We start from the raw sequence: 13996 nt of genomic DNA on the forward strand, positions 1-13996 counted from the left end.
AGGTGGGTGCTGTGACGTGAAGGCTTCCATCGTAAACGCGCCTGCACGAACACTGCGGAGCGGTCTCCGCCATTGTTTGCAGATGCTGTGTGGGTTCGCTTCCGGAGACGGGCGTTCGGGGGCTCACGTTCCCTCGATCGCCCGTTTCAGCCGCTCCGGCCGCCGTCGGATCAGGCTCGGCCGGGGAAGAAGATCTTCACCTCGCGCTCGGCGGACTCCTCGGAGTCGGAGGCGTGGATCAGGTTCTCGCGGACGATCACGCCGTAGTCGCCGCGGATGGAGCCGGGGGCCGCGGCGATCGGGTCGGTCGGACCCGCGAGCCCGCGCACACCCTCGATGACCCGGTCGCCCTCGACGATCAGCGCGACGACCGGACCGGAGGCCATGAACTCCACCAGCGGCTCGTAGAAGGGCTTGCCCTTGTGCTCGCCGTAGTGCTGCTCCAGCGTGTCCTGATCCAGGGTCCGCAGCTCCAGCGCGGTGATCTGCCAGCCGGCCTTGCGCTCGATACGGCTGATGATCTCGCCTGTCAGGCCACGACGGACGGCGTCGGGCTTGAGCAGGACGAGGGTGCGCTGGCTCACGAGGTGACTCCTTCTACTGCCGGGGTGCGGTGGGATGAGGTTACAGGTCGTATCCGGCCACTTGTCACGCAGCGTCAGCGGTATCCGGAGAGCCTGCGGCGGCCTGTGCGGCGAAGCGCGCCTTCGCCTCGTCGACCTTGCGCCCGAAGTGCACGGACGCCCACCACAGGGCCCCGAAGAGCACCCCCAGGAAGAACATGATCGGGACGAAGAAGCCGGACGCGACGAGGGCGATCTGAAGCGCCCAGCCGAGGGCGACGCCCCCGGGCCGGGTGACCATGCCGCACAGCAGCACGCTGAGGAACATGGCGATGCCGCACACCGTCCACACCGTGGCGGTGGACAGGTCGGCGTCCTTCATGGCGACCAGACCGGCGAAGCCGATGACGAAGAACTCGCCGATCAGGGTCGAGGAGCAGAGCGTACGCATGGTGGGGGACCTCAGCCCTTTCCGAGGAGCAGCCGGGCCTCGCCGACTGTGATGACGGAACCGGTGACCAGCACCGCGCCGCCCGCGAACTCGCCCTCCTCCTCGGCGAGCGTGACCGCCGCCTCCAGAGCGTCGGGCAGCCTCGGCTCGACCTGGACGCGGTCGTCACCGAACACCTCGACGGCGATCGCGGCCAGTTCGTCGGCGTCCATCGCGCGGTGGCTGGAGTTCTGGGTGACGACGACCTCCGCGAAGATCGGCTCGAAGGCCTCCAGGAGCCCTCGCACGTTCTTGTCGCCGCTTGCCCCGACCACGCCGATCAGCCGACTGAAGTCGAAGGCCTCGCCGACGGCCTCGGCGGTGGCACGAGCGCCGGCCGGGTTGTGGGCGGCGTCGAGGACCACGGTCGGGGAGCGCCGTACGACCTCGAGGCGGCCCGGCGAGGAGACGGCCGCGAAGGCCTTGCGGACCGTGTCGATGTCGAGCGGATCGGGACGCTGCGAGCCGACGCCGAAGAACGCCTCGACGGCGGCGAGCGCGACGGCCGCGTTGTGCGCCTGGTAGGGGCCGTGCAGGGGCAGGTACACCTCGGGGTACTCGCCGCCCAGGCCGCGCAGGGTGACCATCTGTCCGCCGACGGCGACCTGGCGGGCGACGACCCCGAACTCCAGCCCTTCCCGGGCCACGGTCGCGTCGACCTCGACGGCCTTCTTCAGCAGCACCTGGGCCGCGTCGACGGGCTGCTGGGCCAGGATGACGGTGGCGTCCTGCTTGATGATCCCGCCCTTCTCGGCGGCGATCTCACCGGTCGTCTCCCCGAGCCGGTCGGTGTGGTCCAGGTCGATGGGCGTGACGACGGCGACGTCACCGTCGATCACGTTGGTCGCGTCCCACGAGCCGCCCATCCCCACCTCCACGACGGCGACGTCGACCGGCGCGTCCGAGAAGGCGGCGTACGCCATGCCGGTGAGCACCTCGAAGAAGGACAGCCGGTACTCCTGCGTGCCGTCGACCATCTCGACGTACGCCTTGATGTCCTCGTACGTCTCGATGAACCGCTCGGCGGAGATCGGCGCGCCGTCCAGGCTGATCCGCTCGGTGATCGACTGGACGTGCGGGGAGGTGTACCGGCCCGTGCGCAGGTCGAAGGCGCCCAGCAGGGCCTCGACCATGCGGGCGGTGGAGGTCTTGCCGTTGGTCCCGGTGATGTGGATCGAGGGATACGACCGCTGCGGGTCCCCCAGCACGTCCATCAGCGCGGCGATGCGGTCGACCGAGGGCTCCAGCTTGGTCTCGCCCCAGCGGGTGGCCAGTTCCGCCTCGACCTCGCGCAGGGCCTTGTCGACCTCGGGGTCCTCGGGACGCGTGGGCACATCGGCCTGCGGCGCGCCGCCCTGGGTGCGGAGGGTGCGGCTGCCGGCTTCGATGACCGCGAGATCGGGGTCGCGGTCGGTCTCCTCCGCGATGATCTCGTCGAAGGGATCGAGAGGGTCGGGCAGGTCGTCTTGGTTGCCGTTCGGGGGGAGCTCGCTCACGGGGCCAGTCTACGGACGGCCGGTGACAGACGTGGGCGAAGGCCCCCGGAACCGTAACGGTCCCGGGGGCCTTCGTCGTCAGGCGTTGCCAGGGCGCCCCACGGTGCCTACGCCTGCGGCAGGCGCTCCAGCTGGGTCTGGATGCGGGCGATGTCCTCGTCCGCCTTGGCGAGGCGGGTGCGGATCTTCTCGACCACGTTGTCCGGGGCCTTCGCCAGGAACGCCTCGTTGCCGAGCTTGGCGTTGGCCTGGGCCTTCTCCTTCTCGGCGGCCGCCAGATCCTTGGCAAGGCGCTTGCGCTCCGCGACCACGTCGATCGTGCCGGACAGGTCCAGCGCGACCGTGGCGCCCGCGACCGGCAGAGTCGCCGTCGCCGAGAAGGCGTCGCCCTCCGGCTGGAGGCGGAGGAGCTGGCGGATGGCGGTCTCGTGCGGGGCGAGCGCGGTGCCGTCGAGGGTCAGGCGGGCCGGAACCCGCTGGCCGGGCTGGAGGCCCTGGTCGGCACGGAAGCGGCGGACCTCGGTGATCACCGACTGAAGGCTCTCGATCTCCTTCTCGGCGGCCGTGTCCCGGAAACCGCTGTCCTTCGGCCACTCGGCGATGACGACCGACTCGCCTCCGGTGAGCGTGGTCCACAGCGTCTCGGTGACGAACGGGACCACCGGGTGCAGCAGCTTGAGGGTGACGTCGAGGACCTCGCCGAGGACGCGGCCTGAGACCTTCGCAGGCTCACCGCCGGCCATGAACGTCGTCTTGGACAGCTCGACGTACCAGTCGAAGACCTCGTCCCAGGCGAAGTGGAACAGCGCGTCGGAGAGCTTCGCGAACTGGTAGTCCTCGTAGAGCGCGTCGACTTCGGCGACGACGGAGTTGAGACGGGAGAGGATCCAGCGGTCGGTCGCCGACATCTGCGAGGCGTCCGGCAGCGGGCCGTCGACCGTGGCGCCGTTCATCAGCGCGAACCGCGTCGCGTTCCAGATCTTGTTGGCGAAGTTGCGGGAGCCCTGGACCCAGTCCTCGCCGATCGGGACGTCGACCCCGGGGTTGGCGCCACGGGCCAGGGTGAACCGGAGCGCGTCGGAGCCGTACTTGTCCATCCAGTCCAGCGGGTTGACCGCGTTGCCGAAGGACTTCGACATCTTCTTGCCGAACTGGTCGCGGACCATGCCGTGCAGGGCGATGGTGTGGAACGGCGGGGTGCCGTCCATCGCGTACAGGCCGAACATCATCATCCGGGCGACCCAGAAGAACAGGATGTCGTAGCCGGTGACCAGGACGGAGTTCGGGTAGAACTTCGCGAGCGACTCGGTCTGTTCGGGCCAGCCGAGCGTGGAGAACGGCCACAGGCCGGAGGAGAACCAGGTGTCGAGGACGTCGGTGTCCTGACGCCAGCCCTCACCGCTCGGCGCCTCGTCGTCGGGACCGACGCAGACGACCTCGCCGTTCGGCCCGTACCAGACCGGGATGCGGTGACCCCACCACAACTGCCGCGAGATGCACCAGTCGTGGAGGTTGTCGACCCAGTCGAAGTAGCGCTTCTCCATCTCCTGGGGGTGGATCTTGACGCGGCCGTCACGGACGGCGTCACCGGCCGCCTTCGCCAGCGGGCCGACCTTGACCCACCACTGCATGGACAGGCGCGGCTCGATGGTGGTCTTGCAGCGCGAGCAGTGGCCGACGGAGTGGGCGTACGGCCGCTTCTCGGCGACGATCCGGCCCTCGGCACGCAGGGCGGCGACGATGGCGGAGCGGGCCTCGAGCCGGTCCAGACCCTGGAAGGGGCCGTGGGCCGTGATGACGGCGTGCTCGTCCATGATGGTGAGGGACGGCAGGTTGTGGCGCTGGCCGATCTCGAAGTCGTTCGGGTCGTGGGCCGGGGTCACCTTGACGGCGCCGGTACCGAACTCGGGGTCGACGTGCGTGTCGGCGACGACCGGGATGGAGCGGTCGGTCAGCGGAAGGCGGATCTCCTTGCCGACCAGGTGCTTGTAGCGCTCGTCGTCGGGGTGGACGGCGACGGCCGTGTCGCCGAGCATCGTCTCGGCACGGGTCGTGGCGACGACGATGGTGTCGTCCCCCTCGCCGTACTTCATGGAGACGAGCTCGCCGTCGTCGTCCTGGTACTCGACCTCGATGTCGGAGATCGCGGTGAGACAGCGCGGACACCAGTTGATGATGCGCTCGGCGCGGTAGATGAGCTCGTCGTCGTAGAGCCGCTTGAAGATGGTCTGGACGGCCTGGGAGAGGCCCTCGTCCATGGTGAAGCGCTCGCGCGACCACGCGACGCCGTCTCCCAGGCGGCGCATCTGGCCGCTGATCTGGCCGCCGGACTCGCCCTTCCACTGCCAGACGCGCTCGACGAACGCCTCACGGCCGAGGTCGTGCCGGGACTTGCCCTCCTTGCCCAGCTCCCGCTCGACGACGTTCTGCGTGGCGATGCCCGCGTGGTCCATGCCGGGCTGCCACAGCGTCTCGAAGCCCTGCATGCGCTTACGGCGGGTGAGGGCGTCGATGAGGGTGTGCTCGAAGGCGTGCCCGAGGTGCAGGCTGCCCGTGACGTTCGGCGGGGGGATGACGACGGTGTACGGAGGCTTCTCGCTCTTCGCGTCGGCCTCGAAGTAGCCCCGCTCTACCCAGCGCTCGTACAGCGGCCCCTCTACATCGGCCGGCGCGTACTGGGTCGGCAGTTCGGTGTGGGGCGCTGATGGCTGCTGCTGAGCGTTCTCGGTCACGGGCCCAGTTTAGGGGTGTCACGGCGCCGTCCCGAAACGTGTTTGCTCTGTAACGGTGGGGGCCCCGCCGCCGTGCAGGTGTTGGCTTTGAGCCAGGATGTGAAAATCACATAAGCATCTGGAGGGGAACCCAGAAATGAGTCACAACCAGCCGGGCCCGTACGGCGGGCCGCCCCAGCAGCCCGGACCGTACGGCCAGCAAGGCCCGTACGGCCAGCCGCCGCAGGCGCCCCAGCCCGGCTACGGCTACCCCCAGCAGCCTCCCGCCCCGCAGCCCGGCTACGGCTTCCCGCAGCAGCCCCCGCAGGGCGTACCCCCGCAGACCCCGCCCTACGGCCAGCAGCCGCCGTACGGTCAGCAGCCGGCGCCTCCGTACGGCCAGCAGCCGCCCTACGGCCAGCCTCCTTACGGCGTCCCGCAGCCCCCGGCCCCGAGCGGCGGCGGCAAGAAGGCGGGCATCATCATCGGCGCGATCGCGGTCGTCGCCGCGATCGGCGTGGGCGCGTACTTCGTGATCGGCGGGAGCGGCGGCGGCCTCGAGGACGACGGCGCACACAAGCTGGACACCCCGGCGACCGTGATCACCGAGTACAAGCAGGTCGGCAAGGGCGGCGAGAGCAGCGACTCGGACACCACCAAGTATCTGACGGCCAGCGGCGTCAAGGGCGGCAAGGCCGTCGTCGGGCAGTGGTCGACGGCCGACTTCGGCGACTACGACCCGGAGAACCCCGACTCCGCCGACCTGCCCAGCGAGGCGGAGCTGCTCACCGCCAAGGGCATCACGATGCTGGGCGGATACGGCGAGATCGCGGACCCCGAGACGGCCCTGGACCAGTACTTCGCCGCCATCCAGAAGGAACTCGAGGACAGCAACTCCTCCAGCTCGTCGAGCAGCACCCAGGGCAAGACCGAGCTGATCGGCCAGCCCGAGGAGGCCGACATCGACGGCGCGCTCATGAAGTGCCAGTCGGCGAAGAGCACCAACTCGCTGACCAAGAAGGAGTCGACCGACTGGTTCTGCGTCTGGTCCGACTACAGCACGATCGCCATGGTGTCCCCGGGCGACAACACGAAGAGCATCACCAAGGACGCGGCGGTCGACATCACCACGAAGCTGCGTGACGAGGTCCGCGTCAAGGCCTGACGCCTCGGACCGCTCGACTCAACGACGAAGGGGCCCCGGTCGGTCGACCGGGGCCCCTTCGTCGTACGGGTGCGGATCAGGCGGTCTTCTGCTCGCCCGGGCCACGGCCGCCGCGCGCGTCTCGCGGGATCAGGGTCGGGTTGACGTTGGAGAGGACCACGTCCGCCGTGATGACGACGCGGGCCACGTCCTTGCGGGACGGGACCTCGTACATGACCGCCTGGAGGACTTCCTCCATGATGGCGCGCAGGCCGCGGGCGCCGGTCTGGCGGAGGATGGCCTGGTCGGCGATGGCCTCCAGGGCCTCCCGCTCGAAGTCCAGCTCCACACCGTCGAGTTCGAAGAGCCGCTGGTACTGCTTCACCAGCGCGTTGCGCGGCTCGATCAGGATCTGGAGGAGCGCCTCGCGGTCCAGGTTGTGGACCGAGGTGATGACCGGGAGACGGCCGATGAACTCCGGGATCATGCCGAACTTGACCAGGTCCTCCGGCATGACGGCCTCGAACTGGTCCTTGGACTCCAGCTCGCGCTTGGAGCGGATCGTCGCGCCGAACCCGATGCCCTTGGCGCCGGCCCGGGTCTCGATGATCTTCTCCAGGCCCGAGAAGGCACCGCCCACGATGAACAGCACGTTCGTCGTGTCGATCTGGATGAACTCCTGGTGCGGGTGCTTGCGTCCGCCCTGCGGCGGGACCGAGGCGGTGGTGCCCTCCAGGATCTTCAGCAGGGCCTGTTGCACGCCCTCGCCCGACACGTCACGGGTGATGGAGGGGTTCTCGCTCTTCCGCGCGACCTTGTCGATCTCATCGATGTAGATGATCCCGGTCTCGGCCTTCTTGACGTCGTAGTCCGCGGCCTGGATCAGCTTCAGCAGGATGTTCTCGACGTCCTCGCCGACGTAGCCCGCCTCGGTCAGCGCCGTGGCGTCGGCGATCGCGAACGGGACGTTCAGCATGCGCGCCAGGGTCTGCGCCAGGAGCGTCTTGCCCGAGCCGGTGGGGCCGAGCAGGAGGATGTTGGACTTCGCCAACTCGATGGCGTCCTCGCGGCTTTGGCCGCCGCCGTTCTCACCCGCCTGGACGCGCTTGTAGTGGTTGTACACCGCGACCGACAGGGCCTTCTTGGCGGGCTCCTGGCCCACCACGTAGCCCTCGAGGAACTCGTAGATCTCGCGCGGCTTCGGGAGTTCCTCCCAGCGGACCTCGCTCGTCTCCGCGAGCTCTTCCTCGATGATCTCGTTGCAGAGATCGATGCACTCGTCGCAGATGTACACACCGGGCCCTGCGATGAGCTTCTTGACCTGCTTCTGGCTCTTGCCGCAGAACGAGCACTTGAGCAGATCGCCGCCGTCACCGATGCGTGCCACGGTGTGCTTCCCCTTCGCCTGGGAGACGACTGGACGCTTTCGAATCCAGCGGCTCCTGGTGCTGCCTTATTCCGACGGTACCTTGCCTGGCCCCCCGTTCGGGCCCCCCTTGGCACGGTTCACTGTGACGTGGACCCTGTCACACCGCCCCGAGGGGGGCCCGAACGGGACGACCCCGTGCGTCAAACGAGCGAGTTGTTGTTCAGCTTGCGGGTGGAGATGATCTGGTCGATCAGTCCGTACGCCAGCGCGTCCTCGGCCGTAAGGATCTTGTCGCGCTCGATGTCCTCGCGGATCTTCTCGATCGGCGTGGTCGAGTGCTTGGCCAGCATGTCCTCCAGCTGCGCGCGCATCCGGAGGATCTCGTTGGCGGCGATCTCCAGGTCGGAGACCTGACCGCGGCCGGTCTCGCTGTACGGCTGGTGGATCAGCACGCGCGCGTTCGGCAGCGCCATGCGCTTGCCCGGCGTACCGGCGGCCAGCAGGATCGCGGCGGCGGAGGCCGCCTGACCCATGCAGACCGTCTGAATGTCGGGCTTCACGAACTGCATCGTGTCGTAGATCGCGGTCAGCGCCGTGAAGGAGCCGCCGGGGCTGTTGATGTAGACCGAGATGTCCCGGTCGGGGTCCATCGACTCCAGGCACAGCAGCTGCGCCATGACGTCGTTGGCGGAGGCGTCGTCGATCTGCACGCCGAGGAAGATCACGCGCTCCTCGAAGAGCTTCGCGTACGGGTCGTACTCGCGAACGCCCTGGGAGGTGCGCTCGACGAAGCGCGGGATGACGTAACGGGATTCGGCGCGAGGGCCGGTGTACTCGGCCTCGGTGCGGGCGTAGATGCCGCTGCCGGGGAAGTCGTTCACGGTGTCTCCTGGAAAGAGGACTGGGGCGGTGGGCTGGAGGGGCTGGATGGGGCACTGACGGCTTCCGAGGTCCTCGGTGACCCGGGAGGCCCTGCGGGACCTTGAAGGGCTCCGGGAGGCCCCCAGGGGCTCCCTGGAGCTCCTGGGGCTTCGAGGGCTTCCGAGGGGGCTCCTGGAAGTCCGGGAGTCCGGGACTCTCGAAGGGCCTCCGAGGAGCTCCGGAACTCCGCGGGCCTCTGGGTGCTCCCGGGACCTTTCGGAACTCCGGGGCCTCCGAGGGCTTTCGGGACTCCGCAGGGTCCAGGGGGCTCCCGGAGACTCCGGAAGAGGCTCAGGGAGTCAGGGGGCTCCGCGGAGCGCCCTGCGTGGCCCTGCTGCCGTCAGTGGTCCTCAGGCCGCCCCGGTGCCGCCGCCGCCCGGCATGCCGGCGGCCGTCGGGATGACGTCGTCGATGAGGCCGTACTCCTTGGCCTCGAACGCGTCGAACCAGCGGTCGCGGTCCGAGTCGCGGGTGACCTGCTCGACCGTCTGGCCGGTGTGCTGGGAGGTCAGCTCGGCCATGCGCTTCTTGGTGTGCAGCAGCCGCTCGGCGTGGATCTTGATGTCGGAGGCCGAGCCCGCCAGGCCCGCGGAGGGCTGGTGGATCAGGATCTCGGCGTTCGGCAGCGCGAAGCGCTTGCCGGGCGTGCCCGCGCTGAGCAGGAACTGGCCCATGGAGGCCGCGAGACCCATGGCGATGGTCACCACGTCGTTCTTGATGAACTGCATCGTGTCGTAGATCGCCATGCCGGCCGTGATCGAGCCGCCGGGGCTGTTGATGTACAGGTAGATGTCCTTGTCCGGATCGGCGGCAAGGAGCAGCAGCTGTGCGGTGATCTTGTTGGCGATGTCGTCGTCGACCGCCTGGCCGAGGAAGATGATCCGCTCGCCGAGCAGCCGGTTGTAGACCTGGTCGCCGAGGCCACCACCGATGGGGTCGCCGGCGGCTGTGGGCATCAGATTCGTCACGTATCCACCTGCTCGTCTTACGACGGCGCCGGGCCGTCTCACGTGTACTGCCGGGGGCAACGGAGAGTCCCCTGCCCTCGTACTCATGGACCCTAACGCGCGGGTCCCTTCGGGGAATCCCGGAGAGGAGAGTGTTCGCCGGGGGCGTAGACGTGGGGCTCTCCTCCGTGGGCGGCCACGGGCCGTCCGCGGACGGTCGCACCCCGCAGCGGGGCCGCGCCTCCGCCGCCGCGAAGGCCGTACCGGCGCCACCCGGGCCGCCGCGCGCAGCCGCACCCCGGCACCGGCTTGCGGGCCGCCCTGCGACCGGTCGCGCCTTGTGGCAGCCCCGGCAGCTCTGTGACCGCCCATGGTGCCCATGCCCGCACGGGCGAGCCTGCCCGGCCCTCCCATGACAGAGGGGCCCCGGAGCGCATACCGCCCCGGGGCCCCTCGTGTCTGCGTCAGAGGTGACGCGAGGCCGCTCAGGCCTCGGTGTTCTCCTCGGAGGTCGCCGCCTCGGTGGCGTCTTCCTCGGTGGCGTCTTCCTCGTCGTCCAGGTCGATGACCTCGCCGTTGGTGTCCTTCACCGTGGCGGACTCGACGACCGTGGCCAGAGCCTTGCCGCGAGCGACCTCGCCGACCAGGAGCGGAACCTGGCCGCCCTCGACGACCGCCTGGGCGAACTGGTCGGGGGACATGCCGGAGGAGGCGGCACGGCGCATGAGGTGCTCGGTGAGCTCCTCCTGGTTGACGTTCAGCTTCTCGCGCTTGACGAGCTCGTCGAGCACGAACTGGGTCTTGATGCCCTTGACCGCGGCCTCACGGGTCTCGGTCTCGAACTCCTCGGCGGTCTTGCCCTGGATCTCCAGGTACTTGTCGAGGTCGAGGCCCATCTGGCCGAGCTGGTGGTGCTCCAGGTTGTGCTTGCGGGTGTTGACCTCGTCCTCGAGCAGCTTCTCGGGGACGGGCACCTCGACGAGCTCCAGCAGCTTCTCCAGGACGCGCTCCTGGGCCTGCGTGGCCTGGTCGTACTGCTTCGTGTTCTCGAGGCGCTTGCGGCTGTCCGCCTTGAGCTCCTCGAGGGTGTCGAACTCGGAGGCGAGCTGCGCGAACTCGTCGTCCAGCTCGGGGAGCTCGCGGGCGGCGACCTGGGTGACCTTGACGGTGACCTCGGCCTCCTTGCCGGCCGCCGAGCCGCCCTTGAGCTCGGAGGTGAAGGTGGCCTCGCCACCGGCCTCCAGGCCCTTCACGGCCTCGTCGATGCCTTCCAGCAGCTCGCCGGAGCCGATGGTGTAGGAGACGCCGCTGGCGACGCCGTCCTCGAGGATCTCGCCGTCGACCTTGGCCTCCAGGTCGACGGTCACGACGTCGCCGTCCTCGGCGGCACGCTCGACCGGGGAGGTCGAGGCGAAGCGCTCACGGAGCTGCTCGACCGCCTTGTCGATGTCCTCCTCGGACACCTCTACGGCGTCGACCTCGACCTCGATGGAGGAGAAGTCCTCGGGGAGCTCGAGGGAGGGACGGATGTCGACCTCGGCGGTGAAGTTCAGCGTCTCGCCGTCCTTCAGCTCCGTGATGTCGACCTCGGGCTGGCCGAGGACGTCGATCTCGGCCTCGTTGACCGCCTCCGTGTAGAACTTCGGCAGCGCGTCGTTGACGGCCTCCTCCAGCACGGCGCCACGGCCGAAGCGCTGGTCGATCACCCGGGCGGGGATCTTGCCCTTGCGGAAGCCCTTCACCGTGACCTGCTGGTTGATCTTCTTGTACGCCGCGTCGAGGCTGTCCTTGAGCTCCTCGAAGGGCACCTCGATGCTGAGCCGAACCCGAGTCGGGTTCAGGGTCTCCACGGCGCTCTTCACGGTTCGGTCTCCTTGGGGGCTGACTTCTTGGTTTCTGCCGGAGCCAGACCGGCTCCCGCGGATTCGCCGCCCGGAGGACCTACCAGAGGATGAGGCACACGGGCGTGCAGCTTGCATAGTAACGGCAGCGAGGACACGCCCCAAAGGCGATCAAGCGAGGTGACCGCGCAGATGGCCGGTGACGGCCGGTGATGGCCGTTCGGTGGCCGCTGATGGCCGGGTCGGAGGCCGGTGCCGACCGGTACCGGCCGGATCGGTGGCCGCTCGCGGCCGGTCGTTGGTCGGGGTGGCGGGATTTGAACCCACGGCCTTCCGCTCCCAAAGCGGACGCGCTACCAAGCTGCGCCACACCCCGTCTGGTGCGACACGTAGGGTACATGCCCGCAGGCCGTCCGACCGCCGCTTTTGCCGAGCCTGGGGGCGCGTCGCGGCGGGCCCGGGAAACGGGGTGTGCGCGGCACGGTGCCGACCCGCTACGATGCCTGAAGTGCCGCGGTCGCTGACCTGCGGCGCGTCGTGTGCGGGCGTAGCTCAATGGTAGAGCACTAGTCTTCCAAACTAGCTACGCGGGTTCGATTCCCGTCGCCCGCTCTGTACGGCCCGGGCCGGGTCGGAGATCACTTCTCCGACCCGGCCCTCGTCGTGTTCGGGCACCCGCCCGGACACGCGGGGGCGGGCCTCAGAAGCTGATCGAGTTGATGGTGTCCGCGAGGGAGTCGAGGAAGCGGTTGATCGACGGGGCCATGCCGGTCGAGGCGAGGAAGAAGCCGAACAGGATCGCGACTATCGCCGGCCCCGCCTTGATCGACCCTCCCCGGATGAGCACCACCAGGATGATCGCCAACAGCAGCACCACTGACAGTGAAATGGCCACAACTGATCACACACCCTCGGTCGGTCCGCACTCCCGAGACCATCGTGCCACCAACAGGGCCTCCCTATGCGGCCCGTGACACATCATCGCGCGGACCCGTCCGGCCGGGGGTGTGCCGCACAGCAATTCGAGCACGTACCCGCACAGGGAATTGGGGCAGTTCGTTGCCGTGTCCACACAACGCCTGCGCAGGTAATTCGAATTATGGCCGCAGCCACGTCAACACAAGTGCAAAACCGGCGTTATGCACCTTTTAGTCGGGATGAATCGTGACATCAAGGCCGGATGCGAACGATGGCCACCACCCCCGAGGCCAATGCGGTGAGCAATCCGGAGGGCAATAACAAGGAATGACCTGGGGCGTTTTACGAATACGCGCGCGCGACGCTAGGGTGCCTCAAATGTTCCCCGCCGCCTCGTCTCTCGTTCCGAGCCTCCGCTCACCCCAGAGCCAGAACGATCAGCACGACCAGTCCAGGGACAGATCCGCCGGACGACCGTCGCCACGGCCCGCCGCGAAGCGTGACGCGTTCTTCGACAACGCGAAGTACCTGGCGATCGTGCTGGTGGCGATGGGGCACAGCTGGGAGCCGCTGAAGGGTGACAGCCGGGTGCTCCAGGCCGCGTACATGCTCGTGTACACGTTCCACATGCCGGCCTTCATCGTCATCTCCGGCTTCTTCTCCCGCAGCTTCGACGCGAGCCCCGGCCGGCTGAAGCGGCTGGTCACCGGAGTCGCCGTGCCGTACGTCGTGTTCGAGAGCGCGTATTCGCTCTTCAAGCGCGTCGTCGACCACGACCCCCAGGCGGCCATCACCCTCCTCGACCCGTACTACCTGACCTGGTTCCTGTGCGCGCTGTTCATCTGGCGGCTGACGACCCCCATCTGGAAGATGGTCCGCTTCCCGCTGCCGCTCGCGCTGGCCATGGCGATGCTGGCGTCCCTCACCCCGAACCTCGGCGGCGATCTGGACCTCCAGCGCGTGCTCCAGTTCCTGCCGTACTTCGTACTCGGCCTGTGCCTCAGGCCTGAGCACTTCCGGATGGTCCGCCGCCGCTCGGTGCGGATCGCGGCAGTCCCCGTGTTCGTCTTCTCCCTGGCCTTCTGCTGGTGGGCGGTGCCGAAGATGGACACCGGGTGGCTCTACCACCGCTCCTCCGCGCAGGAGTTGGGCCTCCCGTGGTGGGTCGGCCCCGCCATGCAACTCGCGCTGTTCGGCTGCTCGCTCCTGCTGACGGCCTGCTTCTTCTCGTGGGTGCCGGGCCGCACGATGTGGTTCACGGCACTCGGCGCGGGCACGCTGTGCGGCTATCTGCTGCACGGCTTCCTGATCAAGACCGCCGACTACCGCGGCTGGTTCGACCACACCGCGGTGCACCGGCCGCTCGGCGAGATCGCCGTCACCGTGGCCGTGGCCGCGGCCGTCACCCTGTTGTGCACCGAGCCCGTACGGCGGACGTTCCGGTTCGTGATGGAGCCGAAGATGGACTGGGCCTTCAAGCGGGACGCCGCCGAACTCGCCCGGGAGCGCGAGACGCGGGAGAAGCAGGAGACGCGGGAGAAGCAGGAGACAGGCAAGAAGCTTGAGACGCAGCGTGCGAAGGCCGATGCCTGACCG

General features: G+C 68.7%; 11 protein-coding genes and 2 tRNA genes. 3 read left to right on the forward strand and 10 right to left on the reverse strand.

From position 1 onward, the window contains the following. Positions 1 to 170: 170 nt before the first annotated feature. The 4 genes from ndk to G9272_RS16265 all read right to left on the reverse strand — a co-directional run bounded on the left by ndk (position 171) and on the right by G9272_RS16265 (position 5281). Complete coding sequence (gene ndk, locus G9272_RS16250; protein WP_171397246.1) at positions 171 to 584, reverse strand: nucleoside-diphosphate kinase; 414 nt, start codon at positions 582 to 584, stop codon at positions 171 to 173. Positions 585 to 648: 64 nt separating this feature from the next. Further along, a complete protein-coding gene (locus G9272_RS16255) occupies positions 649 to 1014 on the reverse strand; it encodes a DUF4233 domain-containing protein (RefSeq protein WP_171397247.1) in 366 nt (121 codons plus the stop codon). 11 nt (positions 1015 to 1025) lie between these two features. Then, entirely contained in the window at positions 1026 to 2549 is a 1524-nt protein-coding gene (folC, locus tag G9272_RS16260; RefSeq protein ID WP_171397248.1) for a bifunctional tetrahydrofolate synthase/dihydrofolate synthase, read from the reverse strand. Positions 2550 to 2656: 107 nt separating this feature from the next. Further along, entirely contained in the window at positions 2657 to 5281 is a 2625-nt protein-coding gene (locus G9272_RS16265) for a valine--tRNA ligase (protein WP_171397249.1), read from the reverse strand. Between the two features lie 136 nt (positions 5282 to 5417). Here G9272_RS16265 and G9272_RS16270 point away from each other — a divergent pair, with 136 nt between their 5' ends. After that, on the forward strand, positions 5418 to 6425 hold the full coding sequence (locus G9272_RS16270) for a hypothetical protein (protein ID WP_171397250.1): 1008 nt from the start codon (positions 5418 to 5420) through the stop codon (positions 6423 to 6425). A 76-nt stretch (positions 6426 to 6501) separates the two neighbouring features. Here G9272_RS16270 and clpX read toward each other — a convergent pair whose 3' ends face one another. The 5 genes from clpX to G9272_RS16295 all read right to left on the reverse strand — a co-directional run bounded on the left by clpX (position 6502) and on the right by G9272_RS16295 (position 11858). Beyond that, positions 6502 to 7791, reverse strand: coding sequence for an ATP-dependent Clp protease ATP-binding subunit ClpX (clpX, locus tag G9272_RS16275; RefSeq protein WP_020127826.1), 1290 nt, complete (start codon positions 7789 to 7791; stop codon positions 6502 to 6504). A 182-nt stretch (positions 7792 to 7973) separates the two neighbouring features. After that, complete coding sequence (locus G9272_RS16280; protein WP_020127827.1) at positions 7974 to 8654, reverse strand: ATP-dependent Clp protease proteolytic subunit; 681 nt, start codon at positions 8652 to 8654, stop codon at positions 7974 to 7976. A gap of 390 nt (positions 8655 to 9044) precedes the next feature. Beyond that, positions 9045 to 9650 carry an ATP-dependent Clp protease proteolytic subunit gene (locus G9272_RS16285; protein ID WP_028806515.1) on the reverse strand — a complete coding sequence of 202 codons (606 nt, stop codon included), beginning with the start codon at positions 9648 to 9650 and terminating at the stop codon, positions 9045 to 9047. Positions 9651 to 10126: 476 nt separating this feature from the next. After that, the gene (tig, locus tag G9272_RS16290; RefSeq protein ID WP_171397251.1) at positions 10127 to 11503 is read right to left on the reverse strand and encodes a trigger factor; all 1377 of its coding nucleotides are present in this window, start codon (positions 11501 to 11503) and stop codon (positions 10127 to 10129) included. A 278-nt stretch (positions 11504 to 11781) separates the two neighbouring features. Continuing rightward, positions 11782 to 11858 (reverse strand) — tRNA-Pro (locus tag G9272_RS16295). Between the two features lie 165 nt (positions 11859 to 12023). Between G9272_RS16295 and G9272_RS16300 the strand changes: the two genes are divergently transcribed. Further along, positions 12024 to 12094 (forward strand) — tRNA-Gly (locus G9272_RS16300). An 88-nt stretch (positions 12095 to 12182) separates the two neighbouring features. Here the strand turns inward: G9272_RS16300 and G9272_RS16305 are convergent. Then, on the reverse strand, positions 12183 to 12377 hold the full coding sequence (locus G9272_RS16305; protein ID WP_030779494.1) for a hypothetical protein: 195 nt from the start codon (positions 12375 to 12377) through the stop codon (positions 12183 to 12185). Between the two features lie 401 nt (positions 12378 to 12778). Here G9272_RS16305 and G9272_RS16310 point away from each other — a divergent pair, with 401 nt between their 5' ends. Next, positions 12779 to 13993 carry an acyltransferase family protein gene (locus G9272_RS16310; RefSeq protein WP_171397252.1) on the forward strand — a complete coding sequence of 405 codons (1215 nt, stop codon included), beginning with the start codon at positions 12779 to 12781 and terminating at the stop codon, positions 13991 to 13993. Positions 13994 to 13996 lie beyond the last annotated feature (3 nt).

The organism is Streptomyces asoensis (assembly GCF_013085465.1).
Lineage (GTDB): Bacteria > Actinomycetota > Actinomycetes > Streptomycetales > Streptomycetaceae > Streptomyces > Streptomyces cacaoi_A.

What these genes read in the sequence shown, in the direction of transcription:
- G9272_RS16310 (WP_171397252.1), top strand. Translation starts at nt 12,779, where the DNA reads ATGTTCCCCGCCGCCTCGTCTCTCGTTCCGAGCCTCCGCTCACCCCAG.
- G9272_RS16270 (WP_171397250.1), top strand. Translation starts at nt 5,418, where the DNA reads ATGAGTCACAACCAGCCGGGCCCGTACGGCGGGCCGCCCCAGCAGCCC.
- G9272_RS16285 (WP_028806515.1), bottom strand. Translation starts at nt 9,650, where the DNA reads ATGCCCACAGCCGCCGGCGACCCCATCGGTGGTGGCCTCGGCGACCAG.
- G9272_RS16255 (WP_171397247.1), bottom strand. Translation starts at nt 1,014, where the DNA reads ATGCGTACGCTCTGCTCCTCGACCCTGATCGGCGAGTTCTTCGTCATC.